Consider the following 26,338-nt stretch of genomic DNA (forward strand, 5'->3'; position numbering starts at 1 on the left):
GTCCGCTCCACCGAAACCATTTCCGTGATCTTCACGGCAAGCGCTTCAGCGAACTGATTCGGAAATATCTAAGACCAGCGTGGAGCGGGGGCTTACGCCAATGAAAAGGGTCGGCATAGCGGCATCAGGGCCGAGTGAAGCCCGCCTTTCTGCCCTTATCCCGCATGCTCTGGATGGGTGAGCTGGCCAGCCGTTTTCGCTTTGGTCGAACGATATTAGGAAAACGTAGTCGCGCTTCGAAGCCGCGGGCCATTTGTTCCGTCATGCAAAACAAGCAGCAGGCATTTCCGTTTTGGCCAGATGAGCGCGCGAAGCCAAATGGTGCGCGCAAGGTTACGTAGATGCCAGTCCGCGCCGAGTGAGCGCATTGTGCGCACTCAATGAATGGGGAGCGAGAAGGTCACAATTGGCAACCTCTTCGCTTCAGGGGCTGGCCATCACCCGATGCCCGCCAAACGGTGGCGGCGCGAGGCGCCATGCTGGAGGACGACAATGAATGACAAACACAAACGCCTGCTAGTGACCACGCCCCGAGGGCCGTCGGGAACCCTCGACGAGGCCTCGCGCTTTGTCTTCAACTATACGACGAGCGTGCGGCCGTGCGAAGTGTCGCTGGGCATACCGATCGGCGTGCAAAGCTACGGCGGCAGCGTGTTTCCTCCTCTCTTTGCGATGAACCGCCCTGCGGGGTGTCTGCTCGAACGCATCCACCACAGACTCGGCAACAACTAGACAATGCCGAACCATCCCAGAACCGCCCCCGCGCCTAGCAGCCACAAGACGTGGGGGCGACAACGCCAAAGCAGGATCGCGGTGCATATCGTCACTCCCCACAGTCGCCAATCCTCTGAAGGATTGTTTGCCCTCGCCAGGGTCCACGCTGTTGCGACAATCAGCGCGATGACGATGGGTGCCATACCTTGCTTGAACGCGACCACACTGCGTAGGTTCTTGTTGCGGTACGCCCACCGCGCTGCGAGGTACGTCAAGGTCGTGCTTGGCAGCAGGATGCCGGACATTGTCAACGCTGCGCCGAGCATTGCCGTCGCCAATCCGCCGCCGGCGTTCATCCCGACATTCCAGCCGAGCAGCGCAACGAACAGCACGTTAGGCCCGGGCGCGGCTTGAGCCAGGGTCATCGACGCATTGAATTGACCATCGCTGAGCCAGTGCCTCTGCTCCACCAGATAATGGTGCATTTCCGGGGCCGTCGTGATGGCTCCACCGATGGACATCAAGGAAAGCGACAGATAATGAAAGAAGAGATTCTGCCAGTCCGCAATACCTAGCGCGATCGTGATGCTGTCGTTCATGATTTCAGGTTGCGGTAGCAGAGCAGGTAGGCAAACATGCCAAGACTCAATAGCACATAGAGCAGCGGCCAGTGAAATACCGCCACCGCAGCAAAGCAACAGAGACCAAGCGCGATCGCCAGAGGCATTCCCAATGGGTTGGCATGCAACCCGCCAAGTAGCCTGAGGCCCACTGCGGCGAACAATCCGGCGGCGACTGCTCCCATGCCGCGCAGGGCCCCCGCTACACCAGCGTGATGTGCGAATCGGGCGTGCAACAACTCCAGCGACAGCAGCAGCAATAGCGGCAACAGGAGAATGCCGCCTAACGCAGCCATTGCACCACGCAACCCGAATGCTCGTCCGCCAATCATCAATGCCATATTGATGATGTTCGGCCCGGGCATGACCTGCGCGACGGCCCAATCCTCGACGAACTCCTCCCGCGTTAGCCAGCGCTTGCGTTCCACCAACTCCTGCTGGACCACGGCCAGGACGCCGCCGAAGCCCTGCAGTGCGAGCCAGGTAAAGACGAGGAACAGCTCACCAACCGAATTGGGCTTAGGGCGATCGTGCTCCACTGCTTGCTTTGGATACATAGCTGATCTCTGCCGAGTCGGCTCGCTTGCACACCGGACGTGCCTGCCCTCGATTTCGTGGGGTAATGCACCGGACCGTGCGGCGACTGTCCGGTGCGATGTCTCAGGCGACGCCTTCGATAATGCGCACATCCCGTTCCGCGCCGCTCCCTAGGGCTCGCAGAGTATAGGTGCGGACGCGCAAGGCGCCCTGCGAGGTGCTGCCCAGCAAGCGGTTCGTGGCGCTGGCAATCGCATCAAAGGCAGGAACGACTTCCTCCGCATAGCTTTTCCCCATCCGCGTCAGCGTGACGCCGTGACGCTCGCGGCGGAACAGTTCGATGCCAAGGTAGGTTTCCAGCACGCCGATCTGGCGGCTTACCGCGGATTGCGAGACATGCAGTTCCTGCGCCGCAAGCGTGAGATTCTGGGTGCGCGCAACGACCTCGAATACGCGCAAGGGATTCAGGGGGGGAATGCGTCGCGCCATGCAGCCATTGTCACGTAGAAATGAGTTTTTATTATATCTGAGCGCGTCAGAAGACAAAGACCCCCTTGCCGGTTGCCTGCCTGTCGAAGAGCCGGTACGCCTCTGCGGCATCCTCGAATTGCCAGCGGTTCGAAAAGACGGCGTCCCCGTCTACCATGCGGTCCACCATAAAACGCGCACACTCGGCCTGTACGACCGTGGAAAAGGTCCACGAACCCATCACGGTGACCTGTTTGCGCAGCATGTCGGCGCTGACATCCAGCCGTAGCTCTCCGCCCTCCCCCACCAGGCACGCGCGCCCCCAGGTTTTCAGACACTGGACGGCAGCCAGACGTGCCACTGCGGAGCCGGAGCTGTCCAGCGAGGCGTCAACGCCTTCTCCACGCGTGAGCTGCCTGATGACATCGACCGCAGCGTCCCGTGCAGGATTGATGACCTCGTCTGCACCGAGGCGCCTGGCGATATCGAGGCGTGAATCGCTGACGTCCAGGGCGATCACGCGCGCGCCCATCGCCTTGGCCAGTTGCGTACCCGCGAGACCCACAGGACCTTGCCCGAAGATTGCGATCGTATCCCGGCCCGACAGATCGAGCCGCCGCAGGCCGCCGAAGGCCGTGCCCGTGCCACAGGAAATGGCGGCGCCTGTGGTGAACGACAACTCGTCCGGTAGTGCCACCAATGTCGTTGCCGGCACTTTCAGGTACTTCGCATGCGCGCCGTGGTCGTTGGCGCCATACACGCGCAATGGCACCTCCTGGCACAGTTGCTGCCAGCCACTGCGGCAAGAATTGCAGCCGCCGCACCCCGCATAGTGATGCACCATGACACGCTGGCCCATACGCGCCAGCGAGGCTGGCACCGCCATGCCAATGGCCACGACAATGCCGCACGGTTCATGCCCGCAGATGATCGGCCCTTCATGAAAGCGGTGGCGCCCCGTTGGCGCCGTGCCCTTCTGGCGCCGGTAAGCGTGCAAGTCACTACCGCACATGCCAGACGCCTTCACCTCCAGTACCACTTCGCCGGCGTCCGGAACCGGATCTGCTAATTCGATGTACTCAACTTGCCGGTCGCCTGGAAACGTCAACCCTTTCATGCGTGCATCCCCTTGAATCGCTCGAAATGTGAAGCCGATTCTAGGATGTGATGGGAGGCCGAACATCCAGCCAGGGCGCGAAGCACCTTAACGCCTGATGTGATCACGGGCGCCAAGGGTCCCCTTTACGATTAATCCGACCCTGCACAAGTACGTGGATCGGGCTGCCCCCCTACCGCTGTCGCCTTGAACAGATCGACGAGGAAGTCAACGAAGACCCGGACCTTGCGCGAGACACCGCGATTGCTGGCATAGACGGCATATAGCTCACCGTCCGTCGCTGCATACTGCACCCGGTAATCGCTCAGCACTCTTTGCAGCCGTCCCTGTGCGATGAATACGCGCGCCCCCCATTCATTGGCGACCATTACACCGGCGCCCGCCAGCGCCGCCGAATAGAGCGCAAGTGTGTTGTCAGTCTGGATCGATCCACTGACAACGACTTCGCTGGGAAGCATTCCCGCTTTGGTAAAACACCACTTGTTTCCATAGTGAGAACCCTTGAACAGCAGGCATTCATGGTGTCGTAGGTCTTCCGGCACCCGCGGCACACCGCGAGCCTTCAGGTATGCCGGCGAAGCGAAGGCAATGCGTTCACCCGGACTGAGTCGTCGGGCGACGATATCGCTGTCCGGAATGGCGCCCATCCAGACCGCCACGTCGATATCGTCTGCAATCAAGTCTTGGCGCTCATCTGAGAAGGACACGTCGATCCTCAGGCCTGGGTACCTGGCAAGAAAGCCTGGCAAGGCCGGAACGATTACCGTGTGCCCCAGGGACGGCCGCAGTGAAATCCGCAGCGTTCCCTTCACGTGCTCCTGGAAGGAACTGGCCTCCTGCATGGCATTGCGCAAGTCCGTACATAGCGCGCATGCACGCGCATAGAACAGCTTACCCGGCTCCGTCAGCGTCAGCTTGCGTGAACTACGATGAAGGAGCCTGACCCTCAGCTCGTCTTCCAGCGAACTGACCTGGCGTGCAATGGTTGTGACCGAAGTATTCAGGGCTCTGGCTGCAGCCGAGAGGCTGCCCAGTTGCACTACGCGGATAAACGTGTGGATGCGAGAGAGGTCATTCATAGCCGTGCGCACTGGCTGTGCCATGCAACTCCTTTGTCGCCAGGCTGAACCTGGATGAACGATCCTAGCACAATGGTTCCGTTATTTAGCTCATGTTCCATTGTACAGAATCCATGCGCCGTTGCCCGCCGGCTTGCGCCCTGCGCGTTCAGGACCATTCGCGAAGCAGGGCCTTGGCATCAAGCCAATCACGGGTATCGAACCCTTCCGCAAATGTGCCATGAACTGCGGCCAGCAAATGGCGGCCGGCGTCACGCTTGCCCTGCAGATCCCGGACGCGGGCCAGGCTTAGTGCACATCGCAACTCAACCGACCGCGCGCCTTGCCGGCGCGCGAGCGCAATGGCCTTGCTGAGACAGGATTCCGCGTCCTTGTGCGTAGCGGCAATACCACCGGCGCCCTTCCCCGCCATCTGCAGCAACAGCTCGGCCTTTAGGCGAAGCAGTGCAGGTTGATCGAGCCGCTCGCCCGTACTTTCCGTCAGCGCCAGCGCGTGGCGCAGCACCCGAAGCGCGAGTTCGCATTTCCCCGCCCTGCCATATGCATCGGCCAGAAGGCCCAATAGCGATGACCGCCCCAGCCTGGATTTCGTGGCCCGGTGCGCGCGAAGACCCAACCGCATCTGCACGATGCCCTCCTCCTGCTTACCCAGCCGCGCGAGCGCCCACCCGCGAAGGATCGTTCCCCATGCCTCATAGAGCGGGAATCCGCGCTCGCTCGATACGGCGATGGCGGCGTCAGCATATTCCAGCGACTTCTGGACCTCATCCCGGCGCTGGTATAGCTCAGCCGCAAAGATCAGGCTCAGCGCCAAGCCAAATGGATCGGCTGCCGCTCTGGCTAGCTCCAGTGCCTCTTCGCAGCGGTTGCGCGACTGGTCCGCTAAGCCGAGATACCAAAGGATCCAACTCAAGGTGCTGCGTATATGGACGGCGGGGTTTCGCACAAGGCGAAGCAGGTGGTCATAGGACTGTCGGCCGGGACGGTGCAGTGTCAATGCCTGCTCCATGTGATGCCGCGCCATCCCGATCTTTCCCAGGCGAAGCAGAGTAACGCCTAAAGCCCGATGCGCCTCCGCAAGCCGTTCCACGTCGTTTGTGTTCTGCGCGAGACCCAGCAGGCGCTCAGCCAGGACGTATGCCCGCTCCAACTCCGCCCGCAACAGATAGTGGGACCACAGGCCTGCCTGCGCGGAAAACTGCTCCGGCATGCCTCCGTCGCGTTCGCACAAGGCTAATGCCTGCGTGTAGGTTTCCTCGACTTCTGCCGACCCATGGCCGCGGGCAGCGATCCAGGCAGGACCGAGCGTCAGCAGCAGGCGGATCTCCTCGCGTGTCCGTTCGGGGCTATCCGGCAACGCCCTGAGCAGCTCAAGGGCTGTACCGAGATGACGGATGCCTTCACGCTGCGCGGACTGCTGTAATGCCTGCTCACCTGCAAGATGCAGATACTGGATCGCTTTCCTGGCATTCCCGCTCTTGCTGTAGTGGTGGGCCAGCTCGTTGACGTAGTCGTCCAGCCGGTCGGGAAACAGGGACTCTATTGCCTCGGCAGTGCACTCATGCAGCTTGCTTCGCTGGCTGAGCAGCAGGGAGTTGGCGGCGACTTCCTGGATCAGCGCGTGCTTGAACGCGTACTCGACTTCCGGGAATGCGGGACGCTCGAAAATGAAATCGCTGCGCTGGAGATCGTCGAGTAGCGGCGGCAGCTTCTGCTCGGGCAATGCGGCAACACACCGCACCAGACTTAATGAAAAGTCCTTGCCGATAATCGCCAGGGTCTGCAACAGCTCCTTCTGCGCTTGCGGCAGGCGGTCAATGCGCGAGGCGACCACGCCCTGCACGGTGGTCGGGATATGAAGCGACACCGGTGCCGTCTCGGTCCGGTAGCTGCCCGGCTCCCCAAGGACAATGCCTGCTTCCGCCAGCGTCCTGACCACTTCTTCCATGAAGAACGGATTGCCCTCGGTCTTCGCCAGGATGAGCTGCTTTAACGCCCCAAGAGTAGGGTGATCACCCAATAGCGTGGTGAGCAGTCCTAGCGCATCCGTTTGGCCCAGGGGTTCCAGATGCAGCTGGATGTAGCACGGCAGGCGCTCCCAGTCATGCCCGTAATCCTGCCGATAGTTGACAAGCAACAGGATTCTGGCACCCGGCACATGCTCGACGAGCTCATCAATAAACGCTTCGGTCTCACTGTCCAGCCATTGCAGATCTTCAAACAACAACAAGACGGGCTGGTTCTGGCTTTCTCTTACCAGTAGACGAATCATCGCTTCAAAGGTGCGCTGGCGCCGGAGCTTGGCGTCCATCATTGGCGGGGTTGACGGCGATTCCGTGATACCGAGCAGATCGAGCAGATAGGGCAGTTGATCCTCCAGCGTGCGGTCCAGTGTCAGCAGCCTGCCGGTAACCTTCTCGCGATACAACCGCTCTTCATCAGACGCGACGATCTGGAAGTAGTTTTTCAACAGATCGATCAAAGGGAGATAGGGAAATGCCTTCCCATGCGAAACCGAGAAAGTTTCCAGCACCAGGCAACCCTGTTGCGAACGGGCTTTGAATTCGTGGAACAAGCGCGACTTGCCAACACCGGCCTCGCCCGCCACCCCCACGATCCTTCCGTGCTTTGCGTTGGCCGAAACCAGCGCCGCCTGCAAACACTCGAGCTCGCGCTCGCGTCCGATGAACTTCGCCAGGCCGCGGTACGCCGACACTTGCAGTCGCGTGCGCAACGTACCGAGCCCGAGCAGTTCATAGACTGAAAGCGGCGTCCGGATGCCTTTTACGTTCGTGGCACCCAACGCTTTGAAATGGAAGTATCCGTCGGCAAGCTTATACGTCGAGTCGCTGACGAGTACCGACGACGGCACCGCCATCCCTTCCATCCGCGAAGCGATATGAATGGTGTGGCCGACCGGGTCATAATCGGTGTGCAGATCGTCCTTGCGAATAGAGCGCACCACCACTTCGCCGGTGTGAATGCCAACCCGGATCTGCAGCGGGATACCCTTTTCCAAACGGATCCTGTCGCCTTGGCGGCGCATCGCTTCCTGCATCCGCAATGCCGCATACAACGCCCGCAACGGGTGGTCTTCGTGCGCGATCGGGGCACCGAACAGTGCCAGGATGCCATCTCCTAACGACTTGGCGACGTACCCTTCATAGTGGTGTACGGCCTCCATCATGATGGCCACGACAGGATCGATCAGTTCTCGGGCTTCCTCCGGATCGAGGTCCTGGATCATTGCCGTCGACCCGGCCATATCGGCGAACAGCGCGGTAATCGTCTTGCGCTCGCCAGCTTCCTGCCCTCTCGCCTCCATCGCTGCCCGTTCGGCCAGAATGCGCTTGGCCAGGTGCGCAGGCGTATACAGCACCGGGGCACCGACCAAATTCGCTGGCACGCTACCGGAGGCCAAAAGACTGCCGGGTCCAGACAAGGCGGCGCCGCATGCACCGCAGAACTTTGCCGTCGCGGGGGATTCGTGGCCGCATTGCAGACAGGTCCGGCCTAATGCATGGCCACATTCCTCACAGAACCTTCCTCGCACGGGGTTCTCGAACCCGCACTTTGTGCAGCGCATAGCACCCTCGAACAGCCTTTGGCTCCTACCATTACAGGCGTAAAGCACGTGCCTCGCAAGGCGGTTATGGCAGCCCGGGTCGCGCAGTGATGGAAAAAAGAAGGCTGGAGCCTGTCGTTCCGCCAGAATGCCAGGCCTGACAGGCTCCGCGGGGAGCAAATGGAGAACTGTGAAGGAGGAAGCGCCCCGATCCTTTAAATCCAGCCCCGCAGTCCATGACCGAATCACGACGCCGCGAGGACAATCAGCACTGGGAATTACAAGCGCGGCCGTATCAAACCGGTCGCAGTGGCATGGCATCCGCAGCAATCATGTCGGCGGCTTTCTCGCCGATCATCATGGACGGAGCATTGGTGTTTCCGGATGTCACCCGCGGCATGATCGAAGCGTCGGCAATGCGTAAGCGTTCCACGCCCCGCACGCGGAGCCGCTCGTCCACGACGGCAAGGTCATCGGTCCCCATCTTGCAAGTCCCTGCGGGATGAAAGGCCGAATTCCCGTGCTGCTGCATGAAGGCCATCAGTTCGTCATCCGTTTTTACACCGGGCCCGGGCAGCGTCTCCTGGCGGATTCGCGACGCCATCGGCTCGGTCGCCATGATGGCGCGTATTTTGCGGATACCGCTGATCATGGCGTCAATGTCTTCGTAATGTGTCAGGAAGTTAGGGGTCAATACCGGTGCGTGTGAAGGATCCGCTGACCTAAGGGTTACGGTGCCACTTGCGGCGGGCCGGACGCGATACACCGAGGCGGCAACGGCTGGCGCGGGATCAACCTCGATCCTGCCACCTTCTTGATAGGTGAACGTCATCGGGCGGAAGCTTATCTGCAGGTCAGCGTAGGGTTGCGCATCCCCGCTTTTGACAAATGCCGCCACCTGGGACGAACCGAGCGCGAGGTAGCCACCGCCGGTCGCGAGATAGCGCATTCCCTCCCAGAACTTGCGCAACCCGCTGATATGACGGTTATAGGAGCTGTCATTGGTCGTCTGAAAGCTGCAGTGGATATAGAAATGGTCCTGCAGGTTCTGACCGACGCCTGGCACATCGCAGCGCACCGGTATGCCGTGCCGCTGCAGTTCCTTGCCGGGTCCAATTCCCGACAGCATGAGCAACTGCGGCGAGTTCAACGCGCCTGCGCTCACAATCACTTCGCGCGAGGACATGAATGTGGTCCGTTGCCCGTTCAGTATGACCTCGACACCGCAGGCTTGTCGCTCTTGAAGCAGGATACGCGTGACCAGGCAGTCCGATTGCACGACAAGGTTCTGCCGATGGCGCACCGGTGCAACATAGGCGCTGTAGGCGGAATGACGGCGGCCATGTCGGATATTGTGCTGGATATAACCAACACCGTCGTGGACCTCGCCGTTAAGATCTGAGCTTCTTGCTATGCCCTGGCGAACCGCAGCCTCGATGAAGTCCGCAGAACTTGGATGCAATACCGCCGGATCGCTGATGTGAAGCGGGCCGCCGATGCCCCGATAAGCGTCTTCCCCGCGCGCGTTGTGCTCCATACGCTTGAAGTACGGCAGCACGTCATCATAGCCCCAGCCAGCGTTTCCTTCCTTTTGCCAATCGTCAAAGTCCTGCTGATGCCCTCGGATATAGACCATCCCGTTGATGGCACTGGAACCACCGAGCCCACGGCCCCGCGGCCAGTACATGCGCCGGTGATTCAACTGCGGCATGGGCTCGGTGAAGTAGTTCCAGTTGAGCTGCTTGTGGAAGAACATCTTGGCCATGCCGGCCGGCGTATTCACCCAGAAGCGCTCGGTCGACGGCCCGGCTTCAATCAGCAGGACCCGTATCTTTGGGTCTTCGCTAAGGCGGCGTGCCAGCACGCACCCCGCCGAGCCCGCGCCGACGACAATATAGTCAAATGTCTGCATTGCAATCCCGACTTTCTTTTGCGTATATCGAGCACGCGGCAACATCCCGGGTCGCCGCGCGCAAACCTACTGTCACTCTTTGACGATCTTCAGATCGGCGGCAACCTTTTCCAGACTGGCAAATTCCGTGACGAGCCGTTCGTCGAAGGCCTCGGGCGAAAGAGTGTAGGGCTCGGCGCCATCGGCCAGGAAGCGTTGCGCCAACGCTTTGTCGGTCAATGCGTACTTGAGTGCGTCTGAAAGACGGTTCATCACGTCCTTGGGCGTACCGGCCTTCGCCAACAGGCCGAGCCAGACGCTGAAGGTGTAATCGAGCCCTTGCTCCCTGAAGGTTGGGATATCCGGTGCGGCGGGCAAACGCTCCGCCGACGTGACGCCCAGCGCCCGCATTTTTCCACTCTTCACATAGGCAGAACTGCTGATATATGCGTCAAAGAACATCGATACGCGACCGGCAATGACGTCGGGCATCACAGCACCGTTCCCCTTATAGGGGACGGGCAGCACATTCAGCCGGTAGGCACGCAGCACCGCTTCGGCCGAAATATGCGGGGCGTTGCCCATGCCGCCATGCCCATAGCTCAGGTTTCCAGCGCTGGCTTGGGCTACGTACTCCTTCAGCGAACGCGGTCCGCCAGCACCGACCAGCATCAGAAACGGGGCGCGAGTCATCGGACCGATCCCGCTGAAGTCCTTGATGCTGTAACCGGGATCCTTCTTGGTGTAAGGAAGCATCAGGAAGCCCAACGACTGGGCCAGGATGGTATAGCCATCGGCGGGCTGGTCGCGGACGTATCGGGTAGCCACCATGGTATCCCCGCCCGGCCTGTTCTCGACAACGATCGGCTGCCCCAGACGCTCGCTCATTTTCTGTGCGACCAGGCGTGTCGTGATATCGGTAGCGCCACCGGGGGCCGTGCCAACGACGATGCGGATAGGTTTTGACGGATAAGGCTCTGCCGAAATGGCGGAGGCGGGACCCAGAGCGGCGATCGAGGCCATCAGGAAGCATACGACCTTCCCTGTTGTTACGTAGTTCATGTGCTGTCTCCGGTATTCGATATGTTTTGCACAACAAACGGACTTCCTGTGCTGCACCCGGGGCTGAAGCTCACCAGGAAATCGGGCGCAACCAGCCCTGCCGGATAAGTTGTCCTATCCGGCAGAGGCACAGCGAATCAGGGGAAACGCGTCAGATACGATTCAGGATGCGGCCGCCATCAACCAGCACCGATACACCCGTGATGAAGTTCGCCTCATCGGAAGCGAGGAACAATGCCGCATTGGCGACGTCCCAGCCAGTGCCCTGGCGGCCGAGGGGAACCTTGGCGTTACGCTCCGCGGACACCTGTTCGCGAGACTGATTCCATTCGCGCACGCGCGTGTCCACTGCCATGGGGGTTGCGATCAGCCCGGGCAACACGCAGTTGGCGCGGATGCCATATTGGGCATTCTGTAGCGCGAGTTGCTCGGTGAACGCGACAACGCCCGCCTTGGCTGCCTTATAGGCGACGTATGGATACTTGCCGACAGCAGCAGCCGAAGAGACGTTGACGATCGCCCCGCCGCCTTGCTTGCGCATGATCGCCACGGCGTGCTTGCATGCGAACACGGTGCCGCGCAGATTGATGCGGCAGACGTTGTCGAAGTTGTCCTCGGTGATATCGAGCAGGTCGGCATCGCCGCCAGCGATGCTTACGCCGACATTGTTGTGCAGCACGTCAAGTGAGCCCCATTTCTGGGTAGCTTCGGCCATCGCGCGCGCCAGATCTTCTTCCCTGGTGACATCCGCGGCAAAGCTGACGCATTCGAAGCCCTCTGCGCGGATGAGCTCCGCAGTTTCCTCGGCGGATTCGAGGCGCCGATCGACAGCGAGTACCCGAGCGCCCTCGCGCGCGAAGCGCATCGCCGCTGCGCGGCCATTACCGACCCCTTCGCCGGGGCTCTGACCCGCTCCGATGACCACCGCGACCTTGCCTTCCAGCCGTTTTGCGGGCGTCCAACCCTGATTGCCTTCCGATGTGTTCATAGCACTTGCCTCCCGTTCTTTCGTAGCTGTTCGATTTCAGCCCGCGACATTCACGTGTTTGCTGAAGCGGGCCCATTTTTCGGTATCTTCCTGAATGACCTTGCGCAGGTCGTCAGGACTGCCGGATCTTGGCTCCGCGTAGTATTTCTCCCGGACTTGCGCTGCGGACACCGACTCGCGCGATACGCGGTTAATGGCCACATTCAGTTTTGTGGCCACTGAGGCAGGCAAGCCTTTCGGCCCCACGAGGCCGTAGTAGGTATATGGATCAAGGCCCTCCAATCCGCTGATGCCGGCTTCCGCAAGGCTTGGCACTTCCGGTAGCGCCTTCACCCGGTGCGTGCCCGTCACCGCCAGCGCCCGGACCTTGCCACTACTGATTGCCGCCACCGCACCCTGGGCCGGCGCAATACCGATATGCACAGACCCAGTAGACATCGCCTGCACGATATCCGCATCCGCCTTATAGGGAATGTGGGTCATGGTGATGCCGGCAACCTTGCTCAGGTACGCGCCGGCCAAATGACTGGCCGAACCGATGCCCGACGAACCGAAATTCAGCGTGGTCGGGTTCGCCTTGGAGTAGGCAGAAAGGTCGCGCAACGCGCGCACCGGCAGGTCGCGGTTGACCACGATCACGCCAGGTGCGGTGGCCACCAGCCCGATCATGCTGAAGTCCTTCAGCGGCTCATAGGACAACGTGCCGCGCTGAACCCCTGGCGTCTGCGAAAGCGCGCTGCCGGTGCCCATATAGAGCGTGTACCCATCCGCTGGCGCGGCCATCAACGCCTTGATGGCAACGATCTGGCCCGCACCAGGCTTGTTCTCGACGACAACCGGCGTCTTCAACTCGAGGGCCAGCTTCTGGGCATAGAAGCGGGCAATCGCGTCCGTACTGCCGCCCGCGGCAAATCCCACCAGGATACGGATTGGACGAGCGGGGTACTCTGCGGCGTGCGCCGCCACGCTGAACATTGCTGCCATGCCAAGGGCAAGGAAGCGCGTGACTGGATTGATATCCATGACTTGTCTCCTACACAAACTATGGGCGTGGCCCCGGTCTCACAGCCGCATCAGCACGGATTTGGTCTGGCTATACGCGTCGATCGACTCCGCGCCCATCTCCCGACCATAACCGGATTGCTTATATCCGCCAATGGCCATCACGGGATCGGTTTCAGCATAGGTGTTGATCCACACGCGGCCGGATTTCAGCGCGCGGGCGACCCGGTGCGCGCGACTGACATCGCGTGTCCAGACCGCCGCAGCGAGCCCATACTCGGTATCGTTGCCCATCGCGACAACGTCGGCCTCGTCCTTGAACGGGATAATGGACAGCACCGGGCCGAAGATCTCTTCTCGCGCGATCCGCATCGCATTGGAGACGCCGCTGAATACGGTCGGCTCGACGAAGTAGCCTATGTCACCAACGCGCGAACCGCCCAGCACAACACGGGCACCATCTTCACGTCCAGCGTCCACATAGGACAGGACGCGATGCATCTGGCGCTCGGAAATAATGGGGCCCATCTGAGTGTCTGGTGCCAGCGGCGAGCCAACCCGGTACGTTGCGGCGATCTCCGCTACGCGCCCGGCGATCTCGTCATGCAAGCTCTCATGAACGAACAGCCGCGTGCCTGCGGAACAAATTTGTCCGGAGTTCCTGCAGAACGCCACCACGGCGGTCTCTATGGCACGGTCAAGATCGGCATCCGGGAAGATGATATTCGGCGACTTACCGCCAAGCTCCAGCGTCACCTTCTTCATGTTACCTGCCGAGGCCTGGAGAATCTGCCGGCCAACACCCGTTGAGCCGGTGAAGGCAATCTTGTCGATATCAGGATGGGCCGCCATGGCCGCGCCCGCCGTTGCCCCAAATCCCGGCACGACGTTGACCACGCCGGGCGGCAAGTCAAGCTCCTGAATCAGCTCGGCCAACCGAAGCGTCGTCAGCGGCGACTGTTCCGCTGGCTTCAGCACAGCCGTGTTGCCGCAGACCAGCGCCGGCGCCAGCTTGGTCGCCGCCATGACGAGCGGTACGTTCCAGGCATTGATCAGCGCGCACACCCCCATGGGCTCACGCAGCGTGTAGATGAAGCGGGACGCGTCCGTGGGGTTGGTGGTGCCATGCGTTTTCGTTGCCCAGCCCGCGTAATACCGGAACAGTTCGGCCGCCGATGCAACGCGGCCGATTGTAAAGGCCAACGGCGCGCCCATATCGAGGGTCTCCAGCACCGCGAGTTCCTCGGCGTGCTGCTCGATGGCATCGGCGATCCTCAGCAGATAGCGGGCGCGGACGTGCGGAGAAATCCCGGCCCACGAAGGCGCCTCGAAGGCCTGCCTTGCGGCGCGAACCGCCGCGTCAATATCTTCGCAGTCCGCCTCGGCCACCTCGACAAGTGTCTGCTCGGTGGACGGATCGATGGTGGCGAACGTTTTACCGGAGGCGGCGTTGACCCACTCGCCGCCGATCAAGAGGCGCTTCGGGCCGCTGGCAAGCCACTCCAATGCCTTGCGATGGCCCGCGTTGACAGGTTTGACGTCCGATGAGAAAGATGACATGCGTTGATCTCCTGAATGCTTTGGTGCTGTTGGGTCAGCGCCCCTGTGTCCCGGGGCGCATCGCTTCCCCTATTGCTTCTCGAGCTTGATTTCCTTCGACAGCCTGGTGACGTCCTCGACTTCCTTGGCCATGAAGGCGTTGAACTCGGCTGGCGACATGAAGGTGTCCTCGATGCCTTCTGCCTTGAATCGCTCCTTGAGGGCCTTGTTGGAGTACACGGCATGCAGCGCTTCGGACAGCTTCTGCACCACCTCCTTGGGGGTGCCTGCCGGCGCCACCAGGCCCATCCATGTATAGAAACTGTAGCCGGGCACGCCTTGTTCGGCGAGCGTGGGGATATCAGGCGCCGTGCTGACGCGGGTCGTCGACGAAACGCCCAGTGCCCTCAGCTTGCCGCCGGCCAGATAGCCCTTGCCGCTGCCGTAAGCTTCAAAAATCATGCTGACACGCCCGCTCATCACATCGGGCATCGCCGGGCCGTTGCCCTTGTACGGAACGTGCAGTAGTTGCAAGCCGGCCCTCTGCAGGTACAGCGCTGCACCGATGTGCGTGCCCGTGCCAACGCCTGCCGACGCGTAACTGAGCTTGTTAGGGTTCGCCTTGGCATTTCTGATGAAATCCGCAGCACTCTTGTTGGGACTGTCCGGCGCGACGACAAGGAGAAGCGGCGACTTGCCAAGGAAGCCGATGCCGGTGAGATCCTTGGTCACGTCATAGCCGGCGTCTTTCTTCAGCACTTGCTGGTACGTCATGGTCCCCGCGGAGGCGAGCAGCGTGTAGCCATCAGCCGGGGCCGCCTTGACGACGTTGATGCCGATCATGCCGTCGCCGCCAGCGCGGTTCTCAACGACGACTTGCTGCTTCAACCGCACACTCAGTTCCTGTGCGACCAGGCGCGTCGTGAAATCGACCAGGCCGCCCGGGCCGGTGTTCACCACAATGCGAACAGGGCGGCTTGGATATGCATCCGCTGCGAGCGCGGGGGCCGCGCTTGCCACCGCCAGAGGCAGGATGGCAAACAGCTTTCTGACAGACTGCTTCATTTCTTGTCTCCCATACTATTTGTAATTGGGTGATGGATCGCGATCAGCGCTCCTTTGCGTGCTCAGTGGCCATAGCGGACCCCTGCCATCGATTCATAAACGCTGCGCATCTGCAAAACATCGGCCGTGTCGGGCAACTGGTTGCCCCCCTGTTCGACCAGGCTGCGGACGATCTGCAGGAGCATCACGGGGGCGCCTGCCGAGACCGCCAGGGCGCAGGTAGACCGAAGTCCATCGATCACGGACCGCAGGCTGATGTCCTCCATCGCTTGGCCTGACACCAGGGCGGGCAATATGGTGCGCGAAGCCTCGCTCCAACCAGAGCTTCGGTTGATGACGGTCGCCAAGTCGGCGAGACCAAGGCCATAGCGAAGGCCGACGGCGGTGCATTCGTAAGTGACCAGGCGGCATAGCGCCGACACGCCATGTTCGAGCAGGTTCAGGGTCTGCTGCGCGTCGAGGTTTGCGCTGCCAGCAGCGTCGCCGGTGGGCGCCGGCGCCAGTTGCGTCCCCGCCAGAGACGCGATCACCCCGACCATGTCCTCCAGCTTCGCGTTCGGGCCCAGGGAATTGGCACCGGCTTGCAGCAGCCCCAGCGTCGCGCTGGTGATCGGCATCGGAACGCCGGTCTGGGCACCCAGCGAGACCGCCTGCGCCACGTCCTTCACCATCAACGCCAGCGCGAAGTTCGTCGACGCCTTGCCCTGCACCAGCGCGGGAAGCATCTTGTCGGTGGTCTGGTTCCGTGCCTTCCCACGGTTCAGATAGTCACTCATTGCCGCCAGCGACAAGCCGGCCCTTGCGCCAAGCGCCGCCATCTCGAGGGTACCGAGACGGGCACACGCGTTCATGGCGTTGTTGACCGTCTTCATCGCCTGGCCGTCGCCAACACGCTGGCCGCAGCGAACGATTGTCTCGCTGATCACGCGCAGGATCGGCAGCGCTTTTTCATACACCGCGTCCGGACCGGAAGCCATCAGAGTCGCACCTCCCTCGGCGACGACATGCGGACTGGCCGATACCGCCGAATCCATCATCTCCACGCCTTGCCGGGCCAACGCTTCCGCGATCTGCCGCGTCTCCCCGGGCACGCCACTGGTCTGGTCGATCACAAGCTTGCCCTTCGACAACCCTGCTGCCAGGCCGTCGGGCCCAAAGACAAGCCGGTGTACATCGGCACTGCGAGGCAGGCACACCAGGACGACGTCGCATTGCCGGCCCAGTTCCCCCGCGGACGATGCCACCGCGGCGCCCTGCGACGACAAGTATTCGCATGCGGCCGGATTCAGATCCCACACGCAAAGGTCATGCGCCGGCAGGAAACGCCGGGCGAGCTCCCGGCCCAGTGCGCCCAAGCCGATATATCCAATCTTCAAAGCAGTCTCCTCACCATGGTCCCGGCTGCGGGCAGCGATACCGCAGGGCCGGGGAACAACGCCTTTAATCTGAAGTGTTGGCGAAATCTCCGGGCTGAGCCGTATCGTCAGATCTCCATCATCTCGAAATCCCCCTTGGCGGCCGAGCACTCAGGACACACCCAGTCGTCCGGCACGTCATGCCAACGCGTACCTGGAGCAATACCGTCTTCCGGGCAGCCCGCCTCCTCGTCGTAGATGTATCCGCACAGGACGCACTGCCAGATCTTGAATGGCATTTCCGAGCCGGATGGTTGGCTGGCTGCCTTGCTTGTTTCATGCTCTGTCATATCGTGCAACTCTTCCACCAGGCTTTCAACGTTGCGCCATCAGAGTGATGCACCCTTCGCCTCCCGCAGCGCTCCACCGGCCGCGGCGATTTCAGCGAGCAGCGTGCTGGGCTGCCAGCGCTTGCCATATCGCTTATGCCATTCGGACACCTGCTGCCAGACTGCCTGTGCCCCGACGGTATCCGCCCAGAACATCAAGCCGCCGCGATGACGGGGGAAGCCAAAACCGTACAGCCACATGACGTCGATGTCGCTCGCGCGGTACGCCTTGCCCTCCTCCAGGATCTTGCAGGCCTCATTGACCGAGGCGAACAGCAGGCGGTGCAGGATCTCCTGGTCGGTGAACGAGCGCTGCGGAATCCCGAACTCCTCCGCCACCTGCGCGATGACCTGTTTCACCACGTCGTCGGGATACGGAGTGCGGTCGCCCTCGCGGTAGGCGTACCAGCCGGCGCCGGTCTTCTGTCCTTTGCGGCCCATCTCCACGAGCCGGTCCGGCACATGCAGCTTGCGATACTCCGGATTCGCCGCGGCGCGGCGCTTGCGCCCTTCATAGCTCACATCGAGGCCGGAAATGTCGTTGACGGCAAACGGCCCCATCGGGTAGCCGAAGTCGACCATGACCTTGTCGATCTGCTCCGGCGTTGCGCCTTCCTCGAGCATCAGCATCGTCTCGGTCATCATCGGGGCGCGACTTCGGTTCGCGGCAAAGCCGTCGCATGAACCGGCGACCGCACATACCTTGCCCATGTCGCGCGCCATCTTCATGGCATTCGCGACCGTCTCGGGCGAGGTCTTGCTGCCCCGCACTACCTCACAGAGTTTCATGACGTTTGCCGGAGCGAAGAAGTGCGCACCGGCGACGTCTTGCGGACGTGCAGTGGCGTTCGCCATGATGTCGATATCAATCGCCGACGAATTGGTCAGCAGCAATGCACCGGGCTTCATCACGGCGTCGAGCTGGCCAAAGATTTCCTGCTTGATGTCGATCCGCTCGAACACAGCCTCGACGACGGCATCGCAATCGGCGATGGCTTCGTAGCTTTGCACGCCTTCAATCAAGGCCAGCCGTGCATCCATGTCACCCTGCGACAGGCTGCCTCGCTTGACACGGACCGCATAGGTATCCCGGATTCGCTGCATGCCGCGATCGAGCGCCTCGCGCGTAGCTTCCAGCACTTTGACAGGGATTCCCGCATCGGCGTAAGACATGGCAATACCGCTACCCATCGTGCCCGCACCGATCACGGCAGCGGACCCGATGCGCTGCGTCTTGCCAGCGGGCGCAGCGCCAGGAACCTTGGCTGCTTCGCGCTCGGCGAAGAACGCGTAGCGAAGCGCCTTTGACTCGTCGGAACTCTCCAGCTCCGCGAAGCGTGCCGCCTCCAGGGCTACGCCCTCGTCAAACGGCATGGTGAGCGCGGCCTGCACGCATTCGAGCGCATACGCCGGCGCCTTGACATGGCGCGACTTCTTAGAGATGGACTTGCGTGCGGTGTCGAGCGTGGCCATGGCCGCAGCCGTCGGCTCGATGCGCTGCACCATATCGCGCGCGCGAGGCAATGGGCGGCGGGCAGCCACGTCCTTGGCGAAGCGGATGGCTGCCGCCTTCAGATCGTTGCCTTCGACGATGGCATCGACGATGCCAAGTCCCTGTGCCTCCCCGGCGCTGACATGGCGGCCGCTGAGAATCAACTCCAGGGCCGCGCCCGGGCCGGCGATGCGGGTCAGCCGCTGCGTGCCACCGCCCGCAGGGATGATGCCGAGGTTGATCTCCGGCAATCCGAGTCTCGCGTCCGGACTTGCAACGCGATAGTGGCACGCCAGCGCATGCTCGAGTCCCCCGCCGAGAGCATAGCCGTGCATGGCCGCCACCACCGGCTTCTCGCTTGCTTCGATCGCCGCTGAACTGGTGCGGGTGGAAACTGGCCGGGCATTCCCGAACCGGCGGATATCCGCGCCAGCGATGAAGTTCTTGCCCTCCCCCAGCAGAACAATGGCTTCTATACCGGCGTCCGCGTTGGCACGCGCGACGCCTTCCATGATGCCTTCGCGCACACCGGCCGCCAGCGCATTGACGGGGGGATTGTTCACGGCGATCAACGCGACGCCGTCCTCAACGGCATAAGTGACAGTCTGGGCTTGATTCATCAGGTTTCCTTCCACCCGCTACGTGCGGATCGGTATGTCCGACGTGGTTGCATGTTCGGATTCATAGTAGCACGAGTTTCATTGAAAGATATAGGTTTCTATGAGTGGAACTTAAAGGGGATCGTGTGAGAAGGCGATTTCGCGCACTCCGAAGACTCCTCTTAAGCGATTTCACACGCACGTGAAGTATCGAGAACCCATAGAGTTTCACTCATCAAAACCAATTTCATTTTATTGACGAGCGAAATTCTGTCGGCTAGAGTTGCCGCATTCCTGCCATCTGCAAGTCGCAGATCTGCACCTGAGGATGCCCTCCATCGCTACGAGAAGGCCTCCTGCGCATTCGATGCTTAGGTTCCGGCCGCGAGACACCGGCGACGCATCATGGCCGGCAAACCCTCTACCAATCGGTGTTCCGGATTGCGATGGGCGCCCTGCTCATCGTCCCCTGCAGTCTTGCTTGCTTCACAACTACAACCAAATGAGGAGACCCCATGAAGTTGAGAGCTAACGTCCTGCTTGCAGCCATCGCTGGCGCTTGTTCCACGTCCGCCGTGGCGCAATCCAGCGTGACGCTGTACGGGTTGGTCGATACCGGCTTCGAGTACATCAACCATCTGACTCCGGGCGATCATTCCGTCTTCCGCATGACGCCAGGCAACATGGCCGGATCGCGCTGGGGGATTCGCGGCGTGGAAGATCTCGGTAGCAACCTGAAAGGCGTGTTCGTCCTCGAAAGCGGCTTTGAGTCCGATACCGGCAGATCATCGCAAGGCGGGCGCCTGTTCGGACGTTCCGCCTATGTGGGCTTGCAGGGGCAGTGGGGCTCGCTGCTGCTGGGTCGCCAGACCAACTCGCTTTATGGCATTGCCGGTGATGTCGACCCCATGGGGATCATGGGCCGATACTCGCTGCTGGCCAACGACGGTGCTTTCGTCGGACGCGCGGACAACACCGTCAAGTATGTGGGCAAGTTTGGGGGCTTGCAGGCGAGCGCCATGTACAGCTTTGGCGCGGAAAGCGGGACGGCAAACGGCAGCGAGGTCCCCGGCAACAGCAAGCTCGGTCGCGAGTTTGGTGGCAACTTCACGTACACCACGGGCCCCTTTTCCATTGCCGCCGCATATGACGAGCTGAACATGGGCACGACCACTGTCAATCCGGACGCCACGGCACGTCGCGCGACAGTGGCTAGCACCTATGCTTTCCAGAAGGCAAAGCTGTACGTAGGCTATCGCTGGGCCAAGGCTTACGATGGTGCGCTGCTGCCTGGGGCTCCGGTGGCTGGCAATCAACGCTCCAATCTCTGGTGGACCGGCGTGCGCTGGGAGGTCACGCAGCCGCTGCAGATCTCTGCCGCGGTCTACTACCAGGACTTTGCGGATACGAAGGCGGATCCCTGGATGTTTGCCGTGAACGCCGACTACTCCTTCTCCAAGCGCACCGACGCCTATATCTCGGTCGGCTACACGAAGAACCGGAACGGGTCCAACCTCGGCCTTGGCGGCGGCGGCTACGGCTTTGGGACGGTGCAGGCGGGCGCCAACCAGTTCGGTACCGCTATCGGCTTGCGTCACAGGTTCTGACGATCCCGGGCAAAGTGGTTATCGAAAGGCCGCGCTGAGCAAGCGCGGCCTTTGTCTTTGTTATTGCGGAGATCGGATTCGCAGCCGCTACACCGCCCGGCTTGACGCGGCCCGATCGGCGAGGATCATGTCGGCCCCCTTCTCTCCGATCATGATGGTCGGCGCATTGGTGTTGCCCGAGGTCACGACAGGCATGATCGACGCATCGACGACACGCAAGCGCTCGACGCCTCGTACACGCAGGCGTGCGTCAACCACTGCCATGCTGTCCTTGCCCATCTTGCATGTGCCCGCGGGATGAAACGCGCACTGGCCTTCGCGCTCCATATAGTCGATCCATTGCGCGTCGGTGCGCACCGGGTCGCCCGGCACAAGTTCGCGGACGATCAGCGCAGAGAGCGGCTCCATGGCAAGTATTTCGCGCAAGCGCCGCAACCCCGCCAGCATGGCGCGGACATCTTCAGGATCCTGCAGGTAGTTCGGCACAAAGGCAGGCGACTGCATGGGATCGCCGCTACGCAGTACCACCTCACCGCGCGAGGCCGGGCGCACGCGATAGACGGACGCGCTGATGGCGGGGAAACTGTCGACTACCGCTTCACTGGACCCATCGTAGGAGAATGTCATGGGCCGGAAACTGAGCTCCATGTCCGCATACTCGACATCCGGCCCGCTGCGCACGAAGGCGGCTGCAATCGATGAGCCGAGTGCAAGGTAGCCACCCTTGGTGATCAGGTAGCGCGCGCCCTCAGCGTACTTTCGCCATCCGCCGAGATGCTGGTTGTAGGAACCGCCAGGCGTGGTCTGTGCCTGCACCCGCACCGCGAAATGGTCCTGCAGGTTCTTGCCGACGCCCGGCACGTGCGCAACGGTCGCGATGCCGTGTTGCCGCAACTGCTCGCCGTTGCCGATGCCGGACAGCATCAGCAGATGCGGCGAACTCAGTGCACCCGCGGACAGTATGACCTCGCGCGCGGCTTCGAACCGCTGGATCCGTCCCTCCAGCAAGACCTCGATTCCCGTAGCAGCAAGGCCACTGAAGAGCACGCGGCGTACATGCGCACCAGTACGGATCTCAAGATTCGGCCGGCGCCCGGCAACGGGGGCCAGGAATGCGTCATAGGTGGACTGCCGCACGCCGTTGCGAATCGTGGCGCGCAGCAGCCCTACACCCTCCTGATCGCCTTCGTTGAAGTCATCCAGGCGTGCCAGGCCAGTCTGTTGCGCCGACGCCAGGAACGCCAGCGCCGCAGGGTGCAGGACCGACGGATCGCTCACGGTCAGCAGTCCGTGCGGCCCGCTGGCGGGTTCGGTGTCAGCGGCATCGCACACCGAGCGCCTGAAATACGGCAACACGTCATCCCAGCCCCAACCAGGGTTGCCGAGATCCCGCCAATGATCAAAATCGCGCCGGTTGCCGCGCACATACACCATGCCGTTGATGGCACTACTGCCGCCAAGCGTCTTGCCGCGCGGCCAGTAGATCTGGCGATTGCGCAAGCTCGGCACCGGCTCCGTCTGGAAACACCAGTTGTAGCGCTCGGACTTGAAAAGCTTGCCCATGCCGGCGGGCGTGCGGATCCAGAAATCGTCGGCGGGCGGGCCCGCCTCCACCAGCAGCACACGCGTGCCCGGGTCCTCGCTCAGTCGACGGGCCAGCACGCACCCTGCCGAGCCAGCGCCAACGATAATGTAGTCGTAGCAATGCACGCAGTCAGTCTCCCCTTCCGAAGCCAGCAAGCCGCCACAGGAACCGAGGGGCCGTGGAGACGCTGCCGGGCAACGCAAAAAAAAAAAGCGCACCGAAGCTTCACGCCCGGATTGCGCCAGCAGATTGAATCTCGCAGATCCAGCTCGATCCCCACGCCCGCTGCCTTGACAGGCGAAGGGGATCACGATCAGTCGTCGCCGAGACGCAACTCGCTCGGCCTGCGCTTTTCAATGCTGGACTTCAACAGCGCTGCGGTGCGGAAGATTCCGTGCGCAAACTTCCCATACGGCAGCGTCGCAAACAACGCCATCACCACTCCCAGGTGTACCGCCAGCAGCAACGGCATCGCAGCCGTCTCACGTGCCGCCAGCAAACCCAGGCCGGTCGCACTGGTCAGCAACAGCAACGCGATAAATCCCCGGTCCATCGGACGCTGTTTCACATCCCCGTGCATGGGATGACGCCGCAGGTTCAGCCACAGCAATCCGGCCGGGCCGATCAACAGCCCGATGCCTCCAGCTGTGCCCAACAGCACCGGCAGGCTGAATACCGGGTACGGCGCATGCCATCCCAACAGATAGTGATAAGCCGTCGCCACCATCGTCGAAGCAAAGCACAGCATGAAGCCATAGAACGTGAAATGGTGGAAGCGCCGCCGCGCCAGCGTAAAGCGATCGCTCGCCTCATTGCAGCCATCGCCATGCCCGCCATCCAGGTAGGTCAACGCCAGCACGTTCTTCGCCGCCTCGGCCACGGCGGGCGCCGAGGCCGTGCCGGACGACACGTCCCGCCAGAAGCGCCGCACCCCGATGCCCAGCGCGATCACCGCAAAGCCGAACACCGCGCCGAACATGCTTGCCAGCGTGTTATGCGGAAACACCGCGTAGAAATTGCCGCCGGCATGCCGCTGCCACAGCGCACCGCCCATCGTGACCGCCAGCACCAGGAACAGTGCCAGCCCGATCGCCAGCGCCACCGAAACCGTCAGGCCGTTGCGCTTGTACAGCTTGCCCAGCGGCGCCGGCCACGCATATTCGCTGTACGTCTCCAGCCGCACCTTGGCCATCGCCTGCGGCACATTGACGCCGAAGTGATGCGGCGGCGCATACTGGCAAGCGTGGTAGCACGCCCCGCAGTTGTGGCACAGGTTCGCCAGGTAGTTCACATCGGCCTTGCCGAACTCAAGCCGGCGCGTCATCGCCGGGAATACCGCGCAGAAGCCTTCGCAGTAACGGCACGCATTGCAGATCTGCATCTGCCGCGCAACTTCGGCTTCGTTGTCGGTCAGCGGCAGCACGCGGATCACGCGTCCGGTGCCGGGCGTGGCGATCGCGCCCTCTTCGTTGCCGGCCAGTTGCGCGGCTTCCCGCGCCAGGGCTTCAAGCTTCTGCATGAATCGCTCCCGCCTTGATCCCGGCCGCCTGTGCGGCCTGCGTGCCGGCGATGCGTCCGAAAGCCGTGCCGATCGACATCCCGACCCCGGCCGTATATCCCTTGCCAAGCACGTTGCCCGCCATCATTTCTCCCGCCACGAACAGATTCCCACTAGGCTTGCCGCCAAAATGCACCTGGGCCCGGTCGTTGACCTTGAGCCCCAGGTAAGTGAATGTGATGCCAGGTCGCAGCGCATAGCCGTAGAACGGCGCCTGATCCAGCGGTCTTGCCCAGTGCGTCTTGGCCGGTGTCAGCCCTTCGGTATAGCAATCGTCCAGCGCCGTATGGTCGAACGTGCCGACGCGGCACGCCGCGTTGTAGTCCTGTACGGTGCGCACGAATTGCGCTTCCGGCAGCCCGAGCTTGCGCGCGAGTTCGGGCAGCGTGTCGGCCTTCTCGCCGGGGAACACCGGCGGCATGAAGCGGCCGATGGCCTGGCTGTCGATGATCGAATAGCCGATCTGCCCGGGCTGCTGCGCCACCAACCGGCCCCAGATCGCATAGCGCTTGGGCCAGAAGTCCTCGCCCTCGTCATAGAAGCGCATGGCGTCGCGATTGACCACGACGCCCAGCGACACGCAATCGATGCGCGTGCAGATGCCGCCGTCATACAAGGGTGCGCGCGCGTCGATGGCGACGCAGTGCGATTGCGACGGGTCACCGATGGCATCGGCGCCAGATTCGATCATGTGCCGCAGCAGCACGCCCTGGTTGAAGCGCGTGCCGCGGATCAGGAAGTTGTCGGCGGGCCATTCGCCGCGTTCGTTCTGGCCCCAGGCTTCGCGCAGCCATTCGCGGTTGGATTCGAAGCCGCCCGCGGCCAGCACGCAGGTGCGCGCGGTAAAGCGCTGGCTGCCGCTGCGCGCGGCGACGAAGCGGTCGCCGTCCAGTTCGATGGCGTCCACCGGGGTCTCATAGCGGACCTGCACACCCATCGCTTCGGCGCTGCGGTAATACGCATTGACCAGCGCCTTGCCGCCACCCATGAAGAAGGCGTTGGTGCGGGCCACGTGCAGCGCGCCCGACAACGGCGGCTGGAAGCGCACGCCCTGCCTGCGCATCCACGGCCGGCAGCTTGACGACGCACGGATCACCAGCCGCGCCAGGTGTTCGTCGGTGATGCCGCCGGTGACCTTGAGCAGGTCCTGCCAGTATTCTTCTTCGGGATAGGCATCGACCAACACGTCTTGCGGTGCATCGTGCATGCAGCGCAGGTTGCGGGTGTGTTGCGAGTTGCCACCGCGCCACGCGCGTGGCGCCGACTCCAACAGCAATACCGAAGCCCCGGCTTCGCGCGCCATCAGCGCGGCGCAGAGCGCGGCATTGCCGCCTCCTATCACTAGTACATCGATCATCCAATTCTCCATCATGGCGCCGCGCCCGGCCGCCAGGATCTGACTGTCACGCCTGCCGGGCGCCGCGGTCGCAAGGCGGGAACACGCACCAGGAACCGTCGGCGTGGCGGAAGAACATCAAGCACAGCGAGCCCGAAGGCCGCTCAACCTCGACCTGCACATAGCCGCGAGGGCTCGCGTCGTCGCGCATGCGGGTGATCCTCGCCATCGCCGGCGCATCTGACCCGAGCCACTTCTGCATCAGCCCGCGCAGGGACATTCCACCGATTCCCATTTCCCCCCTCCCTGGCGATCCTGCCTCGGACCGCGCCTGCTTTACCTGCCTGACCTATACCTCGACCATCTCGAAGTCGCTCTTGCCCACCGAGCACTCCGGGCACATCCAGTCGTCCGGAATGTCAGCCCAGCGCGTACCCGGCGCAATGCCCTCCTCCGGCATTCCCATCGCTTCGTCGTACACGAAGCCGCACAGCACGCACTGCCAAACCTTGAATTCGGCAAGGACGGCACTCGCACCCGAGTGGTCACCGCTCGCGCATAGCTGGTTCTCCATGGTCCTACTCCTTTCGTCATACCTGCCCCTTGCGGGCTCGGCGCTGGGGGACCTGCCTGCGGACAGAGCCCCCTCTTGAATTACTAAAACGAGCCATGCCGGCCCTGTCCCGATGTTTTTCAGGTTCCCCACAACCTTGGACACGATGGTATCATGGGTTCTGATCATTAGCATCGATTCCAGTGTATGAAACCGA

Annotated in this window: 21 protein-coding genes and 1 pseudogene; 2 read left to right on the forward strand and 20 right to left on the reverse strand. The window is 62.1% G+C overall.

Annotation, left to right across the window (positions count from 1 at the left end):
- The first annotated feature begins 492 nt into the window (after positions 1-492).
- Positions 493-732, forward strand: a complete 240-nt coding sequence (locus ABNX08_RS39835; RefSeq protein ID WP_349607737.1) for a HipA N-terminal domain-containing protein — start codon at positions 493-495, stop codon at positions 730-732.
- Here the strand turns inward: ABNX08_RS39835 and ABNX08_RS39840 are convergent.
- From ABNX08_RS39840 to ABNX08_RS39910, 15 genes and pseudogenes are all read right to left on the reverse strand, one after another.
- The gene (locus ABNX08_RS39840; protein ID WP_349607735.1) at positions 729-1,313 is read right to left on the reverse strand and encodes a chromate transporter; all 585 of its coding nucleotides are present in this window, start codon (positions 1,311-1,313) and stop codon (positions 729-731) included. The two genes, ABNX08_RS39835 and ABNX08_RS39840, sit on opposite strands and share 4 nt — an antisense overlap.
- The gene (locus ABNX08_RS39845; RefSeq protein ID WP_349607733.1) at positions 1,310-1,891 is read right to left on the reverse strand and encodes a chromate transporter; all 582 of its coding nucleotides are present in this window, start codon (positions 1,889-1,891) and stop codon (positions 1,310-1,312) included. The genes ABNX08_RS39840 and ABNX08_RS39845 overlap by 4 nt, the downstream gene beginning before the upstream one ends.
- A 163-nt stretch (positions 1,892-2,054) precedes the next feature.
- Positions 2,055-2,360: pseudogene (locus ABNX08_RS39850) on the reverse strand (LysR family transcriptional regulator); the annotation flags it as partial.
- Between the two features lie 46 nt (positions 2,361-2,406).
- Positions 2,407-3,456: a zinc-binding dehydrogenase gene (locus ABNX08_RS39855; RefSeq protein WP_349607731.1), complete on the reverse strand. Its 1,050-nt coding sequence runs from the start codon at positions 3,454-3,456 to the stop codon at positions 2,407-2,409.
- A 131-nt stretch (positions 3,457-3,587) separates the two neighbouring features.
- The gene (locus ABNX08_RS39860; RefSeq protein ID WP_349607729.1) at positions 3,588-4,559 is read right to left on the reverse strand and encodes a LysR family transcriptional regulator; all 972 of its coding nucleotides are present in this window, start codon (positions 4,557-4,559) and stop codon (positions 3,588-3,590) included.
- A gap of 124 nt (positions 4,560-4,683) precedes the next feature.
- A complete protein-coding gene (locus ABNX08_RS39865) occupies positions 4,684-8,121 on the reverse strand; it encodes an adenylate/guanylate cyclase domain-containing protein (RefSeq protein WP_349607727.1) in 3,438 nt (1,145 codons plus the stop codon).
- Positions 8,122-8,395: 274 nt separating this feature from the next.
- On the reverse strand, positions 8,396-10,012 hold the full coding sequence (locus ABNX08_RS39870; RefSeq protein ID WP_349607725.1) for a GMC family oxidoreductase N-terminal domain-containing protein: 1,617 nt from the start codon (positions 10,010-10,012) through the stop codon (positions 8,396-8,398).
- 72 nt (positions 10,013-10,084) lie between these two features.
- Positions 10,085-11,053 (reverse strand): tripartite tricarboxylate transporter substrate binding protein, encoded by a 969-nt coding sequence (locus ABNX08_RS39875; RefSeq protein WP_349607723.1) that lies wholly within the window; start codon positions 11,051-11,053, stop codon positions 10,085-10,087.
- A 151-nt stretch (positions 11,054-11,204) separates the two neighbouring features.
- Positions 11,205-12,041, reverse strand: coding sequence for an SDR family NAD(P)-dependent oxidoreductase (locus tag ABNX08_RS39880; RefSeq protein WP_349607721.1), 837 nt, complete (start codon positions 12,039-12,041; stop codon positions 11,205-11,207).
- Positions 12,042-12,077: 36 nt separating this feature from the next.
- Positions 12,078-13,064 (reverse strand): tripartite tricarboxylate transporter substrate binding protein, encoded by a 987-nt coding sequence (locus tag ABNX08_RS39885; RefSeq protein ID WP_349607719.1) that lies wholly within the window; start codon positions 13,062-13,064, stop codon positions 12,078-12,080.
- 39 nt (positions 13,065-13,103) lie between these two features.
- Positions 13,104-14,603, reverse strand: coding sequence for an aldehyde dehydrogenase family protein (locus tag ABNX08_RS39890; protein ID WP_349607717.1), 1,500 nt, complete (start codon positions 14,601-14,603; stop codon positions 13,104-13,106).
- 69 nt (positions 14,604-14,672) lie between these two features.
- A complete protein-coding gene (locus ABNX08_RS39895) occupies positions 14,673-15,647 on the reverse strand; it encodes a tripartite tricarboxylate transporter substrate binding protein (protein WP_349607715.1) in 975 nt (324 codons plus the stop codon).
- A 62-nt stretch (positions 15,648-15,709) separates the two neighbouring features.
- Entirely contained in the window at positions 15,710-17,023 is a 1,314-nt protein-coding gene (locus ABNX08_RS39900; RefSeq protein ID WP_349607815.1) for an NAD-binding protein, read from the reverse strand.
- Between the two features lie 107 nt (positions 17,024-17,130).
- Positions 17,131-17,370, reverse strand: coding sequence for a rubredoxin (locus ABNX08_RS39905; protein ID WP_374063749.1), 240 nt, complete (start codon positions 17,368-17,370; stop codon positions 17,131-17,133).
- A 21-nt stretch (positions 17,371-17,391) separates the two neighbouring features.
- Positions 17,392-19,503: a 3-hydroxyacyl-CoA dehydrogenase NAD-binding domain-containing protein gene (locus ABNX08_RS39910; protein ID WP_349607713.1), complete on the reverse strand. Its 2,112-nt coding sequence runs from the start codon at positions 19,501-19,503 to the stop codon at positions 17,392-17,394.
- A 494-nt stretch (positions 19,504-19,997) separates the two neighbouring features.
- On the opposite strand from ABNX08_RS39910, the gene ABNX08_RS39915 reads away from it, so the two are divergent.
- Positions 19,998-21,089, forward strand: coding sequence for a porin (locus ABNX08_RS39915; protein ID WP_349607711.1), 1,092 nt, complete (start codon positions 19,998-20,000; stop codon positions 21,087-21,089).
- A gap of 87 nt (positions 21,090-21,176) precedes the next feature.
- Here ABNX08_RS39915 and ABNX08_RS39920 read toward each other — a convergent pair whose 3' ends face one another.
- The 5 genes from ABNX08_RS39920 to ABNX08_RS39940 all read right to left on the reverse strand — a co-directional run bounded on the left by ABNX08_RS39920 (position 21,177) and on the right by ABNX08_RS39940 (position 26,142).
- The gene (locus ABNX08_RS39920) at positions 21,177-22,799 is read right to left on the reverse strand and encodes a GMC family oxidoreductase N-terminal domain-containing protein (protein ID WP_349607709.1); all 1,623 of its coding nucleotides are present in this window, start codon (positions 22,797-22,799) and stop codon (positions 21,177-21,179) included.
- Between the two features lie 188 nt (positions 22,800-22,987).
- The gene (tcuB, locus tag ABNX08_RS39925; RefSeq protein ID WP_349607707.1) at positions 22,988-24,193 is read right to left on the reverse strand and encodes a tricarballylate utilization 4Fe-4S protein TcuB; all 1,206 of its coding nucleotides are present in this window, start codon (positions 24,191-24,193) and stop codon (positions 22,988-22,990) included.
- Positions 24,180-25,589 (reverse strand): FAD-dependent tricarballylate dehydrogenase TcuA, encoded by a 1,410-nt coding sequence (gene tcuA, locus ABNX08_RS39930; protein WP_349607705.1) that lies wholly within the window; start codon positions 25,587-25,589, stop codon positions 24,180-24,182. The genes tcuB and tcuA overlap by 14 nt, the downstream gene beginning before the upstream one ends.
- Before the next feature lie 46 nt (positions 25,590-25,635).
- Positions 25,636-25,863: a hypothetical protein gene (locus ABNX08_RS39935; RefSeq protein ID WP_349607703.1), complete on the reverse strand. Its 228-nt coding sequence runs from the start codon at positions 25,861-25,863 to the stop codon at positions 25,636-25,638.
- Positions 25,864-25,917: 54 nt separating this feature from the next.
- Positions 25,918-26,142 (reverse strand): rubredoxin, encoded by a 225-nt coding sequence (locus ABNX08_RS39940; protein WP_013959059.1) that lies wholly within the window; start codon positions 26,140-26,142, stop codon positions 25,918-25,920.
- Positions 26,143-26,338 lie beyond the last annotated feature (196 nt).

This window comes from Cupriavidus sp. DF5525, assembly GCF_040149425.2.
Classification (GTDB): domain Bacteria; phylum Pseudomonadota; class Gammaproteobacteria; order Burkholderiales; family Burkholderiaceae; genus Cupriavidus; species Cupriavidus pickettii_A.